At 66.0% G+C, this 14609-nt stretch carries 14 protein-coding genes and 1 pseudogene; 3 read left to right on the plus strand and 12 right to left on the minus strand.

Annotated elements, in window-relative coordinates:
* Positions 1 to 362: 362 nt before the first annotated feature.
* Entirely contained in the window at positions 363 to 716 is a 354-nt protein-coding gene (locus tag QTH91_RS22530) for an Mpo1-like protein (protein ID WP_286662410.1), read from the minus strand.
* Between the two features lie 124 nt (positions 717 to 840).
* Here QTH91_RS22530 and QTH91_RS22535 point away from each other — a divergent pair, with 124 nt between their 5' ends.
* The gene (locus tag QTH91_RS22535; protein ID WP_286662411.1) at positions 841 to 1224 is read left to right on the plus strand and encodes a thioredoxin domain-containing protein; all 384 of its coding nucleotides are present in this window, start codon (positions 841 to 843) and stop codon (positions 1222 to 1224) included.
* A gap of 66 nt (positions 1225 to 1290) precedes the next feature.
* On the opposite strand, the gene QTH91_RS22540 is transcribed toward QTH91_RS22535, so the two are convergent.
* Complete coding sequence (locus QTH91_RS22540) at positions 1291 to 2100, minus strand: alpha/beta fold hydrolase (RefSeq protein WP_286662412.1); 810 nt, start codon at positions 2098 to 2100, stop codon at positions 1291 to 1293.
* A gap of 17 nt (positions 2101 to 2117) precedes the next feature.
* Positions 2118 to 3428 (minus strand): O-acetylhomoserine aminocarboxypropyltransferase, encoded by a 1311-nt coding sequence (locus tag QTH91_RS22545; RefSeq protein ID WP_286662413.1) that lies wholly within the window; start codon positions 3426 to 3428, stop codon positions 2118 to 2120.
* A gap of 144 nt (positions 3429 to 3572) precedes the next feature.
* Between QTH91_RS22545 and QTH91_RS22550 the strand changes: the two genes are divergently transcribed.
* Entirely contained in the window at positions 3573 to 4031 is a 459-nt protein-coding gene (locus QTH91_RS22550) for a CBS domain-containing protein (RefSeq protein WP_286662414.1), read from the plus strand.
* Between the two features lie 42 nt (positions 4032 to 4073).
* Here QTH91_RS22550 and QTH91_RS22555 read toward each other — a convergent pair whose 3' ends face one another.
* Complete coding sequence (locus tag QTH91_RS22555; protein WP_286662415.1) at positions 4074 to 5357, minus strand: polyhydroxyalkanoate depolymerase; 1284 nt, start codon at positions 5355 to 5357, stop codon at positions 4074 to 4076.
* 129 nt (positions 5358 to 5486) lie between these two features.
* On the opposite strand from QTH91_RS22555, the gene QTH91_RS22560 reads away from it, so the two are divergent.
* Positions 5487 to 6143 carry a glutathione S-transferase gene (locus QTH91_RS22560; RefSeq protein ID WP_286662416.1) on the plus strand — a complete coding sequence of 219 codons (657 nt, stop codon included), beginning with the start codon at positions 5487 to 5489 and terminating at the stop codon, positions 6141 to 6143.
* A 25-nt stretch (positions 6144 to 6168) separates the two neighbouring features.
* Here the strand turns inward: QTH91_RS22560 and QTH91_RS22565 are convergent.
* The 8 genes and pseudogenes from QTH91_RS22565 to QTH91_RS22600 form a co-directional block, all read right to left on the minus strand.
* Positions 6169 to 7390: pseudogene (locus tag QTH91_RS22565) on the minus strand (pyridoxal-phosphate-dependent aminotransferase family protein).
* A 41-nt stretch (positions 7391 to 7431) separates the two neighbouring features.
* A complete protein-coding gene (locus tag QTH91_RS22570; RefSeq protein ID WP_286662417.1) occupies positions 7432 to 8202 on the minus strand; it encodes a fumarylacetoacetate hydrolase family protein in 771 nt (256 codons plus the stop codon).
* Positions 8203 to 8228: 26 nt separating this feature from the next.
* Positions 8229 to 9647, minus strand: coding sequence for an amidase (locus QTH91_RS22575; protein ID WP_286662418.1), 1419 nt, complete (start codon positions 9645 to 9647; stop codon positions 8229 to 8231).
* A gap of 11 nt (positions 9648 to 9658) precedes the next feature.
* A complete protein-coding gene (locus QTH91_RS22580; RefSeq protein ID WP_286662419.1) occupies positions 9659 to 10951 on the minus strand; it encodes a TRAP transporter large permease in 1293 nt (430 codons plus the stop codon).
* A complete protein-coding gene (locus QTH91_RS22585) occupies positions 10948 to 11532 on the minus strand; it encodes a TRAP transporter small permease subunit (protein WP_286662420.1) in 585 nt (194 codons plus the stop codon). The genes QTH91_RS22580 and QTH91_RS22585 overlap by 4 nt, the downstream gene beginning before the upstream one ends.
* 139 nt (positions 11533 to 11671) lie before the next feature.
* On the minus strand, positions 11672 to 12724 hold the full coding sequence (locus QTH91_RS22590; RefSeq protein WP_286662421.1) for a TRAP transporter substrate-binding protein: 1053 nt from the start codon (positions 12722 to 12724) through the stop codon (positions 11672 to 11674).
* Positions 12725 to 12790: 66 nt separating this feature from the next.
* Positions 12791 to 14071 (minus strand): TRAP transporter large permease, encoded by a 1281-nt coding sequence (locus QTH91_RS22595; protein ID WP_286662422.1) that lies wholly within the window; start codon positions 14069 to 14071, stop codon positions 12791 to 12793.
* A complete protein-coding gene (locus QTH91_RS22600; protein ID WP_286662423.1) occupies positions 14068 to 14595 on the minus strand; it encodes a TRAP transporter small permease in 528 nt (175 codons plus the stop codon). Before QTH91_RS22600 ends, QTH91_RS22595 begins: the two co-directional genes overlap by 4 nt.
* Positions 14596 to 14609 lie beyond the last annotated feature (14 nt).

A 14609-nucleotide genomic window follows, 5' to 3' on the forward strand; every position in this document is an offset into this window, starting at 1 on the left:
GGGCGTCTTGAGCACCAGCTCGTACTCGAACAGGCGGTTGACGCCTTCATGGCCCGACAGGCGCACCGGCTCCAGGGCGGGCTGGCCCAGGAACACGGGCAGGCCCGGGCCGCCCACGCGAAGCGTGTGGGGCATGTGGAACTCCCTGAATCTTGTTGGCGATCGACGCCGATGACCGGCCAGTGCCTGCATTTGGCCCGGCCCTCGCAGGCGTCGCGCGCCAGACTAACCCAAGGAGAAGGGCGGCAATGTCAAACCGCGCAGCGGGTTTGTTGCCGGTCGGTTAGCGCGCAACGAGCGAGCGCCAAAGATGCGAACAGCGGCAGTTTTTCATGCCACGGGGTTCCCGGGGCGCAGACAGCTCAGAACGCGATGCGCCCGCGCAAGATGTCCCAGTACATCACCCAATCGCCCATGAAGCTATAGAGCGGCCGCTTGAACGAGGCGGGCTTGTTTTTCTCGAAGCCGAAGTGGCCGATCCATGCAAAGGCGTAGCCCACGAGCACGCCCGGCACCAGCCACCACGCATTGCCGCTGAGCAAGAGCATAAGCAGGCAGCCCAGGGCCAGGCTTGAGCCGACAAAATGAAGGCGGCGGCAAGTCCGGTTGGCGTGCTCGCTCAGGTAGAAGGGGTAGAACTCGCCGAAGGTCCGGAAGGCGCGTGGGTCGACCGGTGCCGAGCTTGCATCGGCGGCGGTGTGGGCCGTGGTGTTCATGTCCTTGTTCTCCTGCTCGCATGAGGCTTTTGTCCATAATAGGCAAGCGCCGGGACGCTGTGCATCCCGGCTTACCCTTTCGTCCTTCCTGCCTCGTTTTCCCTGCCGCCGACTGAAGCGACCCGTGAGCGCCGTGCCCCAATCCCCGATTGCCGACCAGCGCGGTGAAGATGCGCTGTGGGTGGTGTGCCTGTGTGCCGAGTGGTGCGGCACCTGCCGCGAATATCGCCCCTTGTTCGAGCAACTGGCGCGCGCCAATCCGGCGATGCGCTTCGCCTGGGTCGATATCGAAGACCACGCGGACATCGCCGACGAATTCGACGTCGAGACCTTTCCGACGCTGCTGATCGGAGGTGCGCAGGGCACGCGTTTTCTGGGCCCGGTGCTGCCCAATGCGCAGACGCTGGCGCGCATGCTCACCGCGCTCGCGACGCCGCAGCCGGCAACGCCGGAAGTGCAGGCGCTGCTCCAGGCGCTGGAGCGCACGCCCGACGACTTCGTCGTCTGATAGCCCCGTGCGGTGGCGCGGCCGCGCAGGCGGACCGCGTGCTGCGCGGAACGCCGGCTTCCCGGTTCAGCGTGCGTCCAGGAACTGCCCCAGCGCCGCCAGCACGGCGTCCGGTGCTTCCGTCATCAGCGAGTGACCGGCATCGACGGTCACCACGCGGCCGCCCGTGGCTTTTTCGATCAGGCCCCGCGTGGCTGCTGGTGGCGTCATCTGGTCGGCTCGACCGAGGAGGAAGAGCACCGGGCAGCGCACGGCCAGGATGGCCTCATCGCCGCCCGCATAGCTGTCGCAGGCCTTGAAGCCGGTGTGGAAGACGTTGGCTCTCGAGTTGCTGGCCAGAACGCGTCGCATCAGTGCACGCGAGCCGCCATGGACCCAAGTGCCCGGGCCCAGTGCCGACGGCGGCGGCGCCATCTTCGAATGCGAGAAGACGTTGACCATGTCGATGCCCTTCTGCGGTGCGTTGAGCGACGCATCAAGCAGGGCAGCCGAAACCTTCATCGGAAAAGCGACCCCCACCAGCGCGAGGTGCGACACCCGGTCCGAATAGCGCGCGGCAGCCTCCAGTGCGATCAGCGCCCCGAAGCTGTGGCCCACCAGCGCCGCCTGCTTCACGCCTGCCGCATCGAGCAGTGCCGGGATGAGCGCGGCCGCTGCTTCCACGCTGGCCGGTGGCTCTCCGCCGCTGCGGCAGTGACCAGGCAGGTCGATGGCCAGCACGTTCCAGCCATGGTGAGCGAACCAGCGGCTTTGCAAGATCCACACGCTGTGGTCGTTGAGCACGCCGTGAATGAAGACGACCGTGGGCTTGGCCGCGTCGAAGGGTTTGCCACCGGTGTAGGCGAAGAGCTTGAAGCCGTTCAGTTGGATGTCCATGTGCGCTTCCTTGCGGTTCAGGCCTCGGCCTTCTCGGCGGCGCGCAGCGCGCGCTTCAGGTCGTCGATCAGGTCGTCCGGATCTTCCAGACCAATCGACAGCCGGATGGTGCCCGGCCCGATGCCGGCGCCGGCCAGGGCCTCGTCGCTCATGCGGAAGTGCGTCGTCGATGCGGGGTGAATCACCAGCGAGCGGCAATCCCCCACGTTGGCCAGGTGGCTGAACAGGCGCAAGGTCTCGATGAACTTCTTGCCCTGCGCCCGACTGCCGGCGAGGTCGAAGCTGAACACCGCACCAGCGCCGCGCGCGCCGTGGCGCAGCAGGCGGTTTGCAAGCGCGTGGCTCGGGTGCGATTCCAGAAGCGGGTGGCCCACGCGCGAGACGAACGAATGCTCGGACAGGAAGCGCACCACCTTCTCGGTGTTGGCGATGTGCCGCTCCATGCGCAGCGGCAGCGTCTCGATGCCCTGCAGGATCAGCCAGGCGCTGTGCGGGCTCATGCTGGCGCCGAAGTCGCGCAGGCCCTCGCGGCGCGCGCGAAGCATGAACGCGCCCACCGTGCTTTCTTCAGAGAACACCATGTTGTGAAAGCCGTCGTAGGGCTGCGTCAGTTCGGCGAAGCGCCCGGAGGCCTCCCAGTCGAACGAGCCGCCATCGACCACCACGCCGCCGATGACGGTGCCGTGGCCCGACAGGAACTTGGTCGCCGAGTGATAGATCAGGTCCGCGCCGTGGTCGAAAGGCTTGAGCAGGTAGGGCGTGGTGAATGTGGAATCGACCAGCAGCGGCACGCCGGCGTCGTGTGCGATCTGCGCCACCGCCGGAATGTCGAGCACCTCCAGCCCCGGGTTGCCCAGCGTCTCGCCGAACAGCAGGCGTGTGTTGGGGCGGATGGCAGCGCGCCAGCCGTCCAGGTCGCCGGGCTTGACGAAGGTGGTGTCGATGCCGAAGCGCCGCATCGTGTAGTGCAGCAGGTTCTGCGAGCCGCCATACAGCGCCGTGCTCGCGACGATGTGGCTGCCCGCGCCCATCAGGGTGGCCACCGTCAGGTGCAGCGCGGCCTGTCCGCTGGCCGTGGTGATCGCGCCGATGCCGCCTTCGAGCGCCGCCACCCGCTGCTCCAGCACCGCATTGGTCGGATTGCTGATGCGCGAATAGACGTGGCCTGAACGCTCCAGGTTGAACAGGGCTGCCGCGTGGTCGCTGGATTCGAAGACGAAGGAGGTGGTGAGGTGGATCGGCACCGCCCGAGCGCCCGTGGCGGGGTCGGGGGCCGCGCCCGCGTGCAGCGCGAGCGTGTCGAAGCCGGGGTCGGAGTAACCGGACATGGAGGCCTTTCGTTGTCTCTTTGGCAATGACCCGTTACGTCTGCAAGGCCCGCCGGGTCTCGTGGACGTCACGCAAGCTGGTCATTGTGTGTGATTTGTGGGCTATATTTGAACGGCACACGCCACGAGATCAGAGGAGCCAACATGAAAGTCAGCGACATCCTGCGAGTCAAGGGCAATGCGCTGTTCACGATCACGCCCGACCAGCCGCTGGCCGAAGCCATCAACGTGATGGCCGAAAAAGACATCGGCTCCCTGGTGGTCATGGAGCACGGCGATCTCGTGGGCATGCTCACTTTCCGCGAAGTGATCACCGCCATCGTCGCCAACGGCGGCTCGGTCGGCAACACGCTGGTGCGCAAGTCGATGGACGATTCGCCAGTCAGTTGCACGCTCGAGACCGACCTCGACGAAATCCGCCGCATCATGCTCGACCGCCACGCGCGCTACATGCCGGTCATGGACAAGCGAATGCTGATGGGCGTCGTGAGCTTCTACGACGTCGCCAAGGCGGTGGTCGACAGCCAGAACTTCGAGAACAAGATGCTCAAGGCCTACATCCGCGACTGGCCGGCCGAAGAAGAAGACGAAGAAAAGCGCTGAGTCGGCGCCCTGGGCTTGCGGCCAATCGCCGCCGGATCGCCCTCAATCCGCCGCGAGCACCTCGGCCGCGGCTTCCACCCTTTGTGCCGGCGTCGGCGTGGCTCGTGCCGCATTCAGTTCTGCCGCCGCGTGGATGGTCTCGCGAACGCGCGGATAGATCTGCTGGTTCCACTTGCTCCCGCTGAACACCCCGTAATGCCCCACGCCCGCCTGCAGGTGGTGCGTCTTGAGGTAGGGGCGGATGCTGCTGCACAGGTCCTGTGCCGCCACCGTCTGGCCGACCGAGCAGATGTCGTCGCGCTCGCCTTCGACTGTCAGCAGGGCCGTGCGGCGGATGGCCGCCGGATCGACCGTCCGGTCGCCCACGGTCAGCACGCCGCGGGGCAGGTCGTAGGTCTGGAACACGCGTTCCACGGTCTCCAGATAGAACTCGGCCGGCAGGTCGTTCACGGCGAAGTATTCGTCGTAGAAGTTGCGAATCGCGTTGGCCTGCGTCATCTCGCCGTCGACGAGGTGCTGGTAGAGCAGTTCGAACTGGTTGCGGTGGCGCTTGGCGTTCATGCTCATGAACGCGGTCAGCTGCACGAACCCGGGATACACCCGGCGCATCATGCCCGCGTGCGGCCAGGGCACCCGGCTGATCAGGTTGCGCTCGAACCACTCGATGGGCCGGTCGGTGGCCAGCTTGTTCACCATGGTCGGATTGACGCGGCAATCCACCGGGCCAGCCATCAGGGTCAGGCTCAACGGGGTGGCGGGATCGTCGTCCTCGGCCATCAGCGCCGTGGCTGCCAGGGCCGCCACGCACGGCTGGCACACCGCCACCAGGTGTACGCCCGGGCCGATGGCTTGCAGGAAGCTGCGCAACTGCAGGGTGTAGTCGTCCAGACCGAAGCCGCCGTGCCACAGCGGCACGTCGCGCGCGTTGTGCCAGTCGGTGATGTAGACGTCGTGATCGCGCAGCAGCGTGCGCACCGTTTCGCGCAGCAGCGTGGCGAAATGGCCCGAAAGTGGTGCAGCCAGCAGTACGGGAGGATGTTTGGCCTTGGTTTCCTTGCGAAAGTGCAGCAACGTTCCGAAGGGCGCCACCAGCGCCGGCACCTCCTGGACGGGCACTTCCTCGCCGTCACACATCACGCTCGTGATGCCATAGGCGGGCCTGCTGTGCGTGAGCCGCATGCGCGCGAAAACATCGAGCGCCGAGGCGATGCGCCGGGTGGCACTGCCCTCGGTCTTTTCGACCCAAAGGGCCTGGCCGAGGAACTGGGCTGCCAGCCGCATCGGCGACGAGGCATCCATGGAGGTTTGGTAAGCCCGATACAGCATGAAACGGGAGCAGGCAAGTTGCGGGCCAGCGGACCGGCGCCCTGTCGCGCACGCGCGCCGGGTTGGCACCGTTCTGGCACAGCGCTTGCACTGTCCCGGACGCCGACATCGACCAAACTGGAGCAGTGCATGGCCAAACCCGTCCTGACGATCAGCAGCAAGAACTACGGCGCGTGGGCGCTGCGGGGCTGGCTGATGTGCAAACTGGCTGGCCTGGACTTCAGCGAAAAGGTGATCCCGCCGGACGATCCGGCCATGAAGGCCGAGATGCTGCTGCTGTCCTCGTCCATGCTCGTGCCTTCGCTGCAGCATGGCGGGATCAAGGTCTGGGACACCTTGGCGATTGGCGAATACCTCAACGAGATCCAGCCCAAGTCCGGCCTGCTGCCAACGGACGCCAAGGCCCGCGCGCACTGCCGCGCCATCTGTGGCGAGATGCATTCGGGCTTTTCAGCGCTGCGCAGTTCGCTGCCGATGAACCTGAAGGCCAGCTTCCCCGGCTTCAAGGTGTGGTCCAGGGCGCAGGCGGACATCGACCGCATCGTGGCCATCTGGCGCGAGTGCCTGCAAGCCTATGGCGGCCCCTACCTTTTCGGCAAGGTGCCGAGCATGGCCGACGCCATGTACGCGCCTGTGGTGACGCGCTTCCTGACCTACGACGTGGCGCTGGACAAGACCTGCGCCGCCTATTGCAAGCGGATCATGGACTTGCCTGCGATGCAGGAGTGGGTGAAGGCGGCGAAGGCCGAGGCGGAAGAGATCGACGAGTTGGACGCGGAGTTCTAGCCGGCTCGTTCAGGTTCCGCGGCAGCTAGCTGGCTGCTTCCTGGGCAAAGTACGACATGGCCTCGGCCACGCCGGAGCCCGCGATGGGCACACCGGCCAGCTTGAGGCCCATTTCAACGCCAGCCAGGGTGGCGAGCAGCGTCAGGTCGTTGCAGTCGCCCAGGTGGCCGATGCGGAACATGCGGCCCCTGACCTTGCCCAGCCCCGTGCCCAGCGACAGGTCGAATCGCGCGTGGATCAGCTTGCGCAATGCGTCGGCATCGACGCCGATGGGCGTGATCACGCCGGTCAGGACGGGCGAGTGCAGGGCGCCGTCCGCGCACTGAACCGGCAGCCCCCAGGCGCGCACGGCCGCGCGCACGCCGAGGGACCAGCGCTTGTGGCGCGCGAAGATGCGAGAAAGCCCCTGGTCCAGGATCATGTCCAGCGCTTCGGACAGGCCATACAACAGGTTGGTGTTCGGCGTGTAAGGCCAGTAGCCGGTGGCGCTCATCTCCACGATTTCCTCCCAGCCCCAGTAGGCACGCGGCAGCTTCGCCTGTTCGCTGCGTGCCAGTGCCTTGGGCGACAACGCGTTGAAGCTGATGCCGGGAGGCAGCATCAATCCCTTTTGCGAACCGCTGACCGTCACGTCCACGCCCCACTCGTCATGTCGGTAGTCGGCGCTGGCCAGGCCGGAAATGGTGTCCACGATCAACAGGGCCGGGTGCCGTGCGGCATCGATGGCGCGGCGCACGGCGGCAATGTCGGAGGTGACGCCGGTCGAGGTCTCGTTGTGCACCACGCACACAGCCTGGATGCGATGCGCAGTGTCCTTGCGAAGCCGTTCCTCGACGAGGTCGGCACTCACGCCGTGCCGCCACGCGTTGGGCAGACCAGTATCGGCGTCCGTGCCGGCCAGTGAGAGGAATTCCGGCTCCAGTCCCAGCTTGAGCGCCATGGCGCGCCACAGGCTGGCGAAATGGCCAGTCTCGACCATCAACACCGAATCGCCGGGGCTGAGGGTGTTGACCAGGGCCCGCTTCCCATGCACCGGTTCCGGAGGCCGGATAGATCGCCACCGGATGCCGGGTCTGGAAGATTTGCTGCATGCCCGCCACCACCTTCTTGCCCATCGCACCGAATTCTGGCCCGCGATGGTCGATGGTGGGTAGGCTGATGGCACGCAGAATGCGGTCCGGCACCGGGCTGGGCCCTGGAATCTGCAGGAAGTGGCGGCCGTTGGGGTGCTGGTTCAGCGAAATCATGGGGTCGTTGTCTCCTGTGCCTGTCTGGTTGGATGAAGGGCTCAGAGCTGGACTTCTGCCTGCCCGATGCCGGGAAATTCGGCCACGACGCGATCGCCGGGCTGAGCCAGCGGCAGGCCGCACCAGGTGCCGGTGGTGACCACCGTGCCGACGCGAACAACGGCGCCGCGGCGCGTGGCATGGCGCAGCCAGGTGGGCAGTAGGAAGGTCGGATCGCCTAGGGAATGCGTGCCCGTGAAATGCATGGCCGGGCGGTCGCCGATGTGCAGCGTGCAGCGCTGGTTCATCCAGTCGCGCGGCTCGAAGGGTTGCCATTCGCCCAGCACCAGCGCGCCGTGCGACTGCAGGTCGGCCAGCTTGGCAAGGGCCGGTGCGTCCAGCGCTTCGCGCCAGCGCGAATCGACCAGTTCGATCGACACGCACATTGCATCGACCAGCGACGCGGCCGAGGTCGGCTCGAGCAGTGCGGCCAACGATGCGTCGACATCACGCCCCAGTCGCAGCGCAATCTCCGCCTCGATGCCGCGCAGGTGGAAAGGCCAGGTGCGCGCATCGGCTGGACTGCGCCACACGCCCGCGGGAGGAAGCGGCGCATGCGTGAGTGTGGCTTCACGCGAAGGGCCGCCGGATTTCCAATGGCGCGGCGCATCGCCTTCGGGCAACGCGCTGAAGAAGCCGAGCGCGTTGGCCACACCGTCCTGCACGGCATAGGCGGTATCGGCATCGTCCAGCGAAGTGAGCGCTGCTTCGACGGCTTGCCCGGTTTCCCGGGCGGCTACGAGGGCCTGCACCGCAGCATCGATCAGGGTCATGGTGGTGAACGGGTGGTGATGAAGTTTCAGATGGCCGGCCAGCGATCGGCCCAGGGTGCGGCTGCTTCGAAGGCTGCGCCCACATCCAGCAGCAGATCGTCGCCGCCGTAGGGGCCGATCAGTTGCAGCCCGATCGGCAACCCGGTGCGCGAAGGATCGGCTGGCAGCGCCAGGCCGGGCAGGCCGGCGGCGTTGACCCAGCCGGTGTAGGCGGCATGGCCGCGTGGCCCGACTTCCTGGCCGTCGATGTGCGTCGGGTAGGGTTCGTGCGCCGGCCAGGGCAGTGCCGCGGCCGAAGGCATGGCGATGATGTCGAAACGTTCGAACAGCGCCGCGCATTCGCTGCGCAAGCGGCGAACGCTTTCCATGATCCGCCAGACGCGAGCACCGGAAACCCGGCGACCAGCCTCGGCCGCGTCGCGGTACTTGGCGCTGGCGGCGCTTTCCCAATCGGGGTGCTGCTCGAACATGGCGGCCAGGCCGACCTGCCCGATCTCGGGCCAGGCCTGCATCACGAATCCGATGTCGAGCGGCAGTTCGCCTTCTTCGACGCGATGGCCGAGGGCGGCCAGGCGTTGTACTGCCGCGTGGCAGCTTGTGGCGATCTCGCGATCCAGGGGGTTGGCGTTCAGGTGCTGCACGTAAAGCACGCGCAACGGACCCTCCGGGCGCGGCCTTGACGCGGCCCAGGCCGCGGACTGCGAAGACCGGTCCGCCAGCGCGGGCCCGCGCACGGCATCGAAAAGAAGGCGCACGTCGGCCACCGTGCGGCCGACCGGCCCGATGCAGTCGAAGTCCAGCAACAGGCCGGGCAATGCACGGTGGCGCGGCCAGGCGCTGAGCGAAGGCTTGAGCCCCACCAACCCTGTGTGCGACGCAGGCCGTCGGATCGAGCCGCCGCCGTCCTGGGCGATGGCCAGCGGCCCCATGCCGGAAGCGACTGCGGCCACCGCACCGCCGCTGGAGCCCCCTGGCGTCAGGTCTGGCGCCCAAGGATTGCCGGTCACGCCGAACAGCGGGTTGGCCGTGTAGCCATCATTAGCGAATTCCGGTACGTTCGTCTTGCCGAGGATCAGCGCGCCGCCCTCACGGGCCCGGGCGGCCGCCAGTTCGTCGAAACCGGGGCGATGGTCGGCAAGCGCTCGCGTGCCGCAGGTCGTTGGCATGTCGGCGACGAAGAGGCTGTCCTTCACCGTGATCGGGATGCCGTCGAGCATTGAGCGTGGCTGGCCGCGTGCAAAGCGCTCGCCAGCCGCCTCGGCTTCGGCCAGCGCGGCAGCGTCGCGCCTTGCCACCACCGCATTGAGTTTCGGATTGACGGCGTCGATGCGTGCCAGGATGGACTGCACCACCGCCAGAGGCGTCAAGCTGCCGTCGCGGAAACGCTTTGCCAGCGTGTTGGCGGACAGCGACCACAGGTCGGGTCGGGTAGGCTTTTCTTGCATGGCAGGCAAACCTACATCTTCGAAGGCAGCCAGGTGGCCAGCCCAGGAACGGCAAGCAGCGCGAGGGTGAAGGCGATCGTGATGAGTGCATAGGGCAATGCGCCCCAGATGGCGTCTTCCAGGCCGCCCTTGTCGGGGCGGATGCCGTGGACCACGAAGAGGTTCATGCCGACGGGCGGCGTGATCATGCCGAGCTCGCACATCAGCACGATGAAGATACCGAACCAGATCGGGTCCAGCCCGAGCGCCATGGCGATGGGGTAGGTGATCGGAATGGTGGCGACCTGCATCGACAGCACATCCATGAACATGCCCAGCAAGAGGTAGAACACGATCAGCGCCAGCACCAGGCCCGTCGCACTCAGCCCCAGGCTTGCAACCCACTTGGTCATGGCTTCGGCCACGCCGGTCAGGCTGATGGTGAGATTGAGGATGAATGCCGCGGTGATGATCAGCAGGATCATGCCGCTCGTTCGCGCGGTGGAAATGAAGCAGGTGCGCAGCACTTCGCGATTGAGCTTGCCCGATTGCCAGACGAAGAAGAGCGCCGCGATCACCCCCAGCGCGGCACTTTCCGTTGTGGTGGCAATGCCGAAATACAGGCTGCCCATGACGATGCCGAAGACCACCAGCGGCGCGACCAGGTGGCGCAGCGAGCGCAGGCGTTCGTCCAGCGGTACCTTCTCCTCGCGCTTGACCTCGCCGCTGGCGACGCTGTGGATCCAGATCCACAGCATGAAGCAAGTGGTGAGCAGCAGGCCCGGGATGATGCCTGCGATGAACAGCTTGCCGATCGAATTGTTCGTGAGCGATCCGTAGACGATCATGTTCACGCTCGGCGGGATCAGGATGCCCAGCGTGCCGCCTGCGGCCAGCGTGCCGAGCGAAGAGCGCATCGAGTAGCCGCGCCTTTGCAAGGATGGCAGCGCCACGGTGCCGACCGTGGCCGCCGTTGCCACCGAAGAGCCGGAGGTGGCCGCGAACAGCGCGCAACTGCCGATGTTGGTGTGCAGCAACCCGCCGGGCAGCCGGCCAAGCCAGGCCGACAGCGCGATGTACATGCGATCGGCGATGCCGGAGCGCAGCAGCAGTTCGCCCAACAGGACGAACAGCGGAATGGAGGTCAGAAGGTTGTCGTTCTGCACGCCCCAGACCACCGGGGCGATCGAATCCATGAAGGGTGCGCCGTAGGCGGCGATGCCACCCACGATGCCCACCAGCGCCATCGATACGGCGATGGGCAGGCCGATCAGCATCATGCCGATCATGGCGAAGAAGGCGAAGCCGATGACTGCGATGTTCATGTTGCATCTCCCGGCTTGTCGGTCTGGCGCAGAGCCAGGTCGTCGAGCTCTTCTTTCAATTCTTCTTTGGCGCTTTTCGGATGAAAGTCGTGGTTGAGCGTGTCGAACCTGCCTGCGAACAGCAGCCTGGTGGCGCGGATCGCATAGCCGATGGCCACCAGCGCGAAGATCACCAGGCCGGCGTACCAGACCCCCTGCGGATAGATCAACGGCGTGGCCCAGGGCGTCTGCGCGGTGCTTCGGTATTGAAGCGTGTCGCCGATCACCTTGAAGGCCACCCAGGCGATGAACGCACCCAGTGCGGCAAGCGAGAGGATCGCCAGCCAGTTCAGCGCGGCCTGCATGCCCCGCGGGAACCTCTCCTGGAAGACGTCCACGCGGATGTGATTGCGACCCATCAAAGCCAGGCTGAAGGCGATGGTGGAGCCCACCGCCAGCGCGTAGCCGCCCAATTCGTCGGCCCCCTGCAGCGAGAAGTTGAACAGCTTTCGGCTGATCGTCTCGACAGCGACCACCACGGAAAGGGTCAGGAAGATGCCGCCAAAAATGGTAGCCAGCAGGTTTTCGATGCGATCCTTCATGGAAAGGCTCCTCGATGTGGCGAAAGCGACGAAGGTAGGGCGGACCGGGTGCCCCGCAGAAGCGGTTCCCGGCGCGCTGATGGGTGCGGCGCTCATGTCTTGCGTCCCGTCAATGGGTGATCGCGTGGCGGCGGTGGCGCTACTTGGCGGCCAGACCCAGAACCGGTCCGACAGTGGCGCTCCACTTCTGCGAGCAGGTCGGATTGGACTTGTCACAGACCTCCGCCCAGACCGGCAGCGAGACCTTGCTCACCGCGCTGCGAACCAGTTCGATGTCGGCCGCCGAGGGTGGGACGTTGACCAGGTTGAACTTCTTGCCGGTGGTGCACGGGTCTTTGCCGGTGTTGCAGTTCAGCGCGTCCTGGAACAGTGACTCGGAGTAGGTCCAGATGTCGTCGGTCAGCCCTTCGAACGCAGTCTTGAGCTTGGCCTGCTGGTCTGGCTTGAGGCTGTTCCAGGCCTTCATCGAGATGGCGTAGCCGTTGAGCGCCATCTGGAAGCCCAGCGGCATCTGGTGCGTCGTCACTTCGGGCCAGCCGGCGGAATTGGCGCTCGACGGACCCGTGATCGCGCAATCGACCACGCCCAGCGACAACGATTGGTGGGTGTCCGCGAACGAGATCGGCACCGGCGTGCCGCCGACCAGCTCGATGAACTTGGCCAGGTTCTGGTCATAGGTGCGAACCTTCATGCCCTTGATGTCGGCCAGCTTGCTGATCGGCTTCTTGCAAAAGAGGATCTGCGGACCGAAAGGCCATACGCCCAGCAGCTTGACGTTGAACTGCTGCTGCAGGCGTGCGTCGACCGTGTCGAAATAAGCCTTGGCCACCTTGCGCCCGGTGGCGTAGTCGGGGCTGGCGCCCACCAGGTCCAGGCCCAGCAGCGTGGGTTCGTCGCGCGAGTTCTGCGAGATGCGCAGCGAGACGATGTCGAACAGGCCGGCTTTCATCACGCGCAACTGCTCGGTGTCCTTGATGCCCAGCGTGTCGATCGGCTTGTAGTCCACCTCGATGGGCAGGCCCGTCTTCGCCGCGAAGTTCTCGAAGAACGGCTGCTCCTTGTTCTTCTGGATCAGCCCGGTGGCCAGCGGTTGGCCGATGGCCTTGAACTTGATGGTGTCCTGCGCATGGGCGGGCAGCACCATCGCCGTGGCGACGGCCAACGCGGACAGGATGCGGTTGAGTTTCGGCATGGCGAACATTCCTTTGGTGATGAAAAGGGAGGGAGTGGGAAGTGGGCGAGGGCGATACGCTCCGGATCAGTAGCCAAGCGCACGCGGAAGCGCCGTCACGATCGGGGGGAACAACATGCAAACGACGAGCACCGCATACATCAGCGCGATGAACGGCCAGGCGCTCTTGACCAGTTCGCGCATCGGCACGCGGGTCACGCCGCAGACGACGAACAGCACCACGCCCACCGGCGGCGTGAGCATGCCGATGACCAGGTTGAGCACGAACAGGAAGCCGAAGTGCAGGGGGTCGATCCCGTAGGCGATGGCGATCGGGTGAAGCAGCGGCACCAGCATGATGTAGGCCGCGTTCGATTCCAGGAACATGCCGACGAAGAACAGCAGCAGGGACACGAGCGCCAGGAACACCAGCGGCTCGGAGGTCAGGGCTCGCAGCAGCTCCGAGAGCTTTTGCGGCAGCAGGTCGACCGTCATGAGGTAGGTGACCACCGATGCGAAGGCGATCAACGCACCGACGACTGCGGAGGTGATGGCCGCTCGCACCACGATGCCAGGCAGGTCCGAGACATTGAGCTGGCGCGTGATGAAGAAGCCGATTGCCAGCGCATAGACGACGGCGATGGCCGCGCCTTCTGTTGCCGTGAACGCGCCGCCTACGATCCCGCCGATCACGATCACCGGCATGGCCAGCACGATGAGCGAGCGCTTGAGTTCGGCCAGCACGCGCGACAGCTGGAAGGCCTCGCCGGTCACGGCCCAGCCGCGTCGCCCGGCGATCCAGCTGCACAGCAGCATGAAGCCGACGCAGATGATCAGCCCAGGCACCACGCCGGCCATGAACATGCCGCCCACCGAGACGGAAGAGCCCGCCATGAAGGCGTACACGATCATCGCGCCGGAGGGAGGGATGATGGGGCCGAGGTTGGCCGCTGCCGCGACGATCGCGGCCGCAAAGCCGCGGTCGTAGATTTTCGTGAGCGAGGGGACCAGGATCGAAGACAGTGCACTCGCGTCCGATACCGCGGCGCCCGACACGGTCGCCAGGCCCGCGCCCGAGAGCATGGTCACGTGGGCCATGCCGCCGCGCACGCGGCCCACCACCGAGTTGGCCAGAGCGATCAGCCGTTCCACGATGCCTGCCTTGATCATCAGCTCGCCGGCGAGCATGAAGAAGGGAATGGACATCAACGGAAAGGAGTTGACCGAGTGCATCATGCGCTGCGGCACCATGGAGAAATCGACACCGCTGTAGGCGAGCGCTGCGAGCGCGGCGCTGCCCATGGCGAAGGCGATCGGCAGGCCGAACAAGGCCAGCAGGAGAAATCCGGCGACGACGGCGAGGCTCATTCGGCACCTCCGATGTCCGCGGGCGGCGGACCTTGAACCGCGATGCGCAGCAGGTGAAGTGCGCTCAGCGCCGCCCCCACGCCCACCGGGACGATGAACCAACCTACGCTCCAGTCCAGCGTGGCCATCAACTCGTCCCACTGTTCGCGCGCCACGCCGACGGCCGCCCACGCGATGGCGCCCATCATCAGTGCGCTCACCAGTGCCGCCATGCGGCGCAGGGCATCTTGTACGGTGGACGGCAGCTTGGCCAGCACGATGTCGATGCCAATGTGCGCGCCTTGACGAACGCCCAGTGGAATGGCTAGGAAGATGCTCCAGACGAAGGCCAGGCGAGAGACCTCGTCGGCCCAGTCGATGGATCGGTTGAAGCCGTAGCGCAGTACGACCTGGGATGCCACCACGCCGACCATGGCTGAAACGGCCATGAGCAGCGCAACGGTCACGGCGCGATCCAGCAGGTTCAGAACCCGGCCGGGCCACGATGCCGTGTCGTACACGACGGGAAGGATGGTGGTGCTCATCGTCGTCATGTCGC

Origin of the sequence: Variovorax dokdonensis (assembly GCF_030316895.1) — a bacterium.
GTDB classification, from domain to species: Bacteria; Pseudomonadota; Gammaproteobacteria; order Burkholderiales; family Burkholderiaceae_C; genus Variovorax; species Variovorax dokdonensis.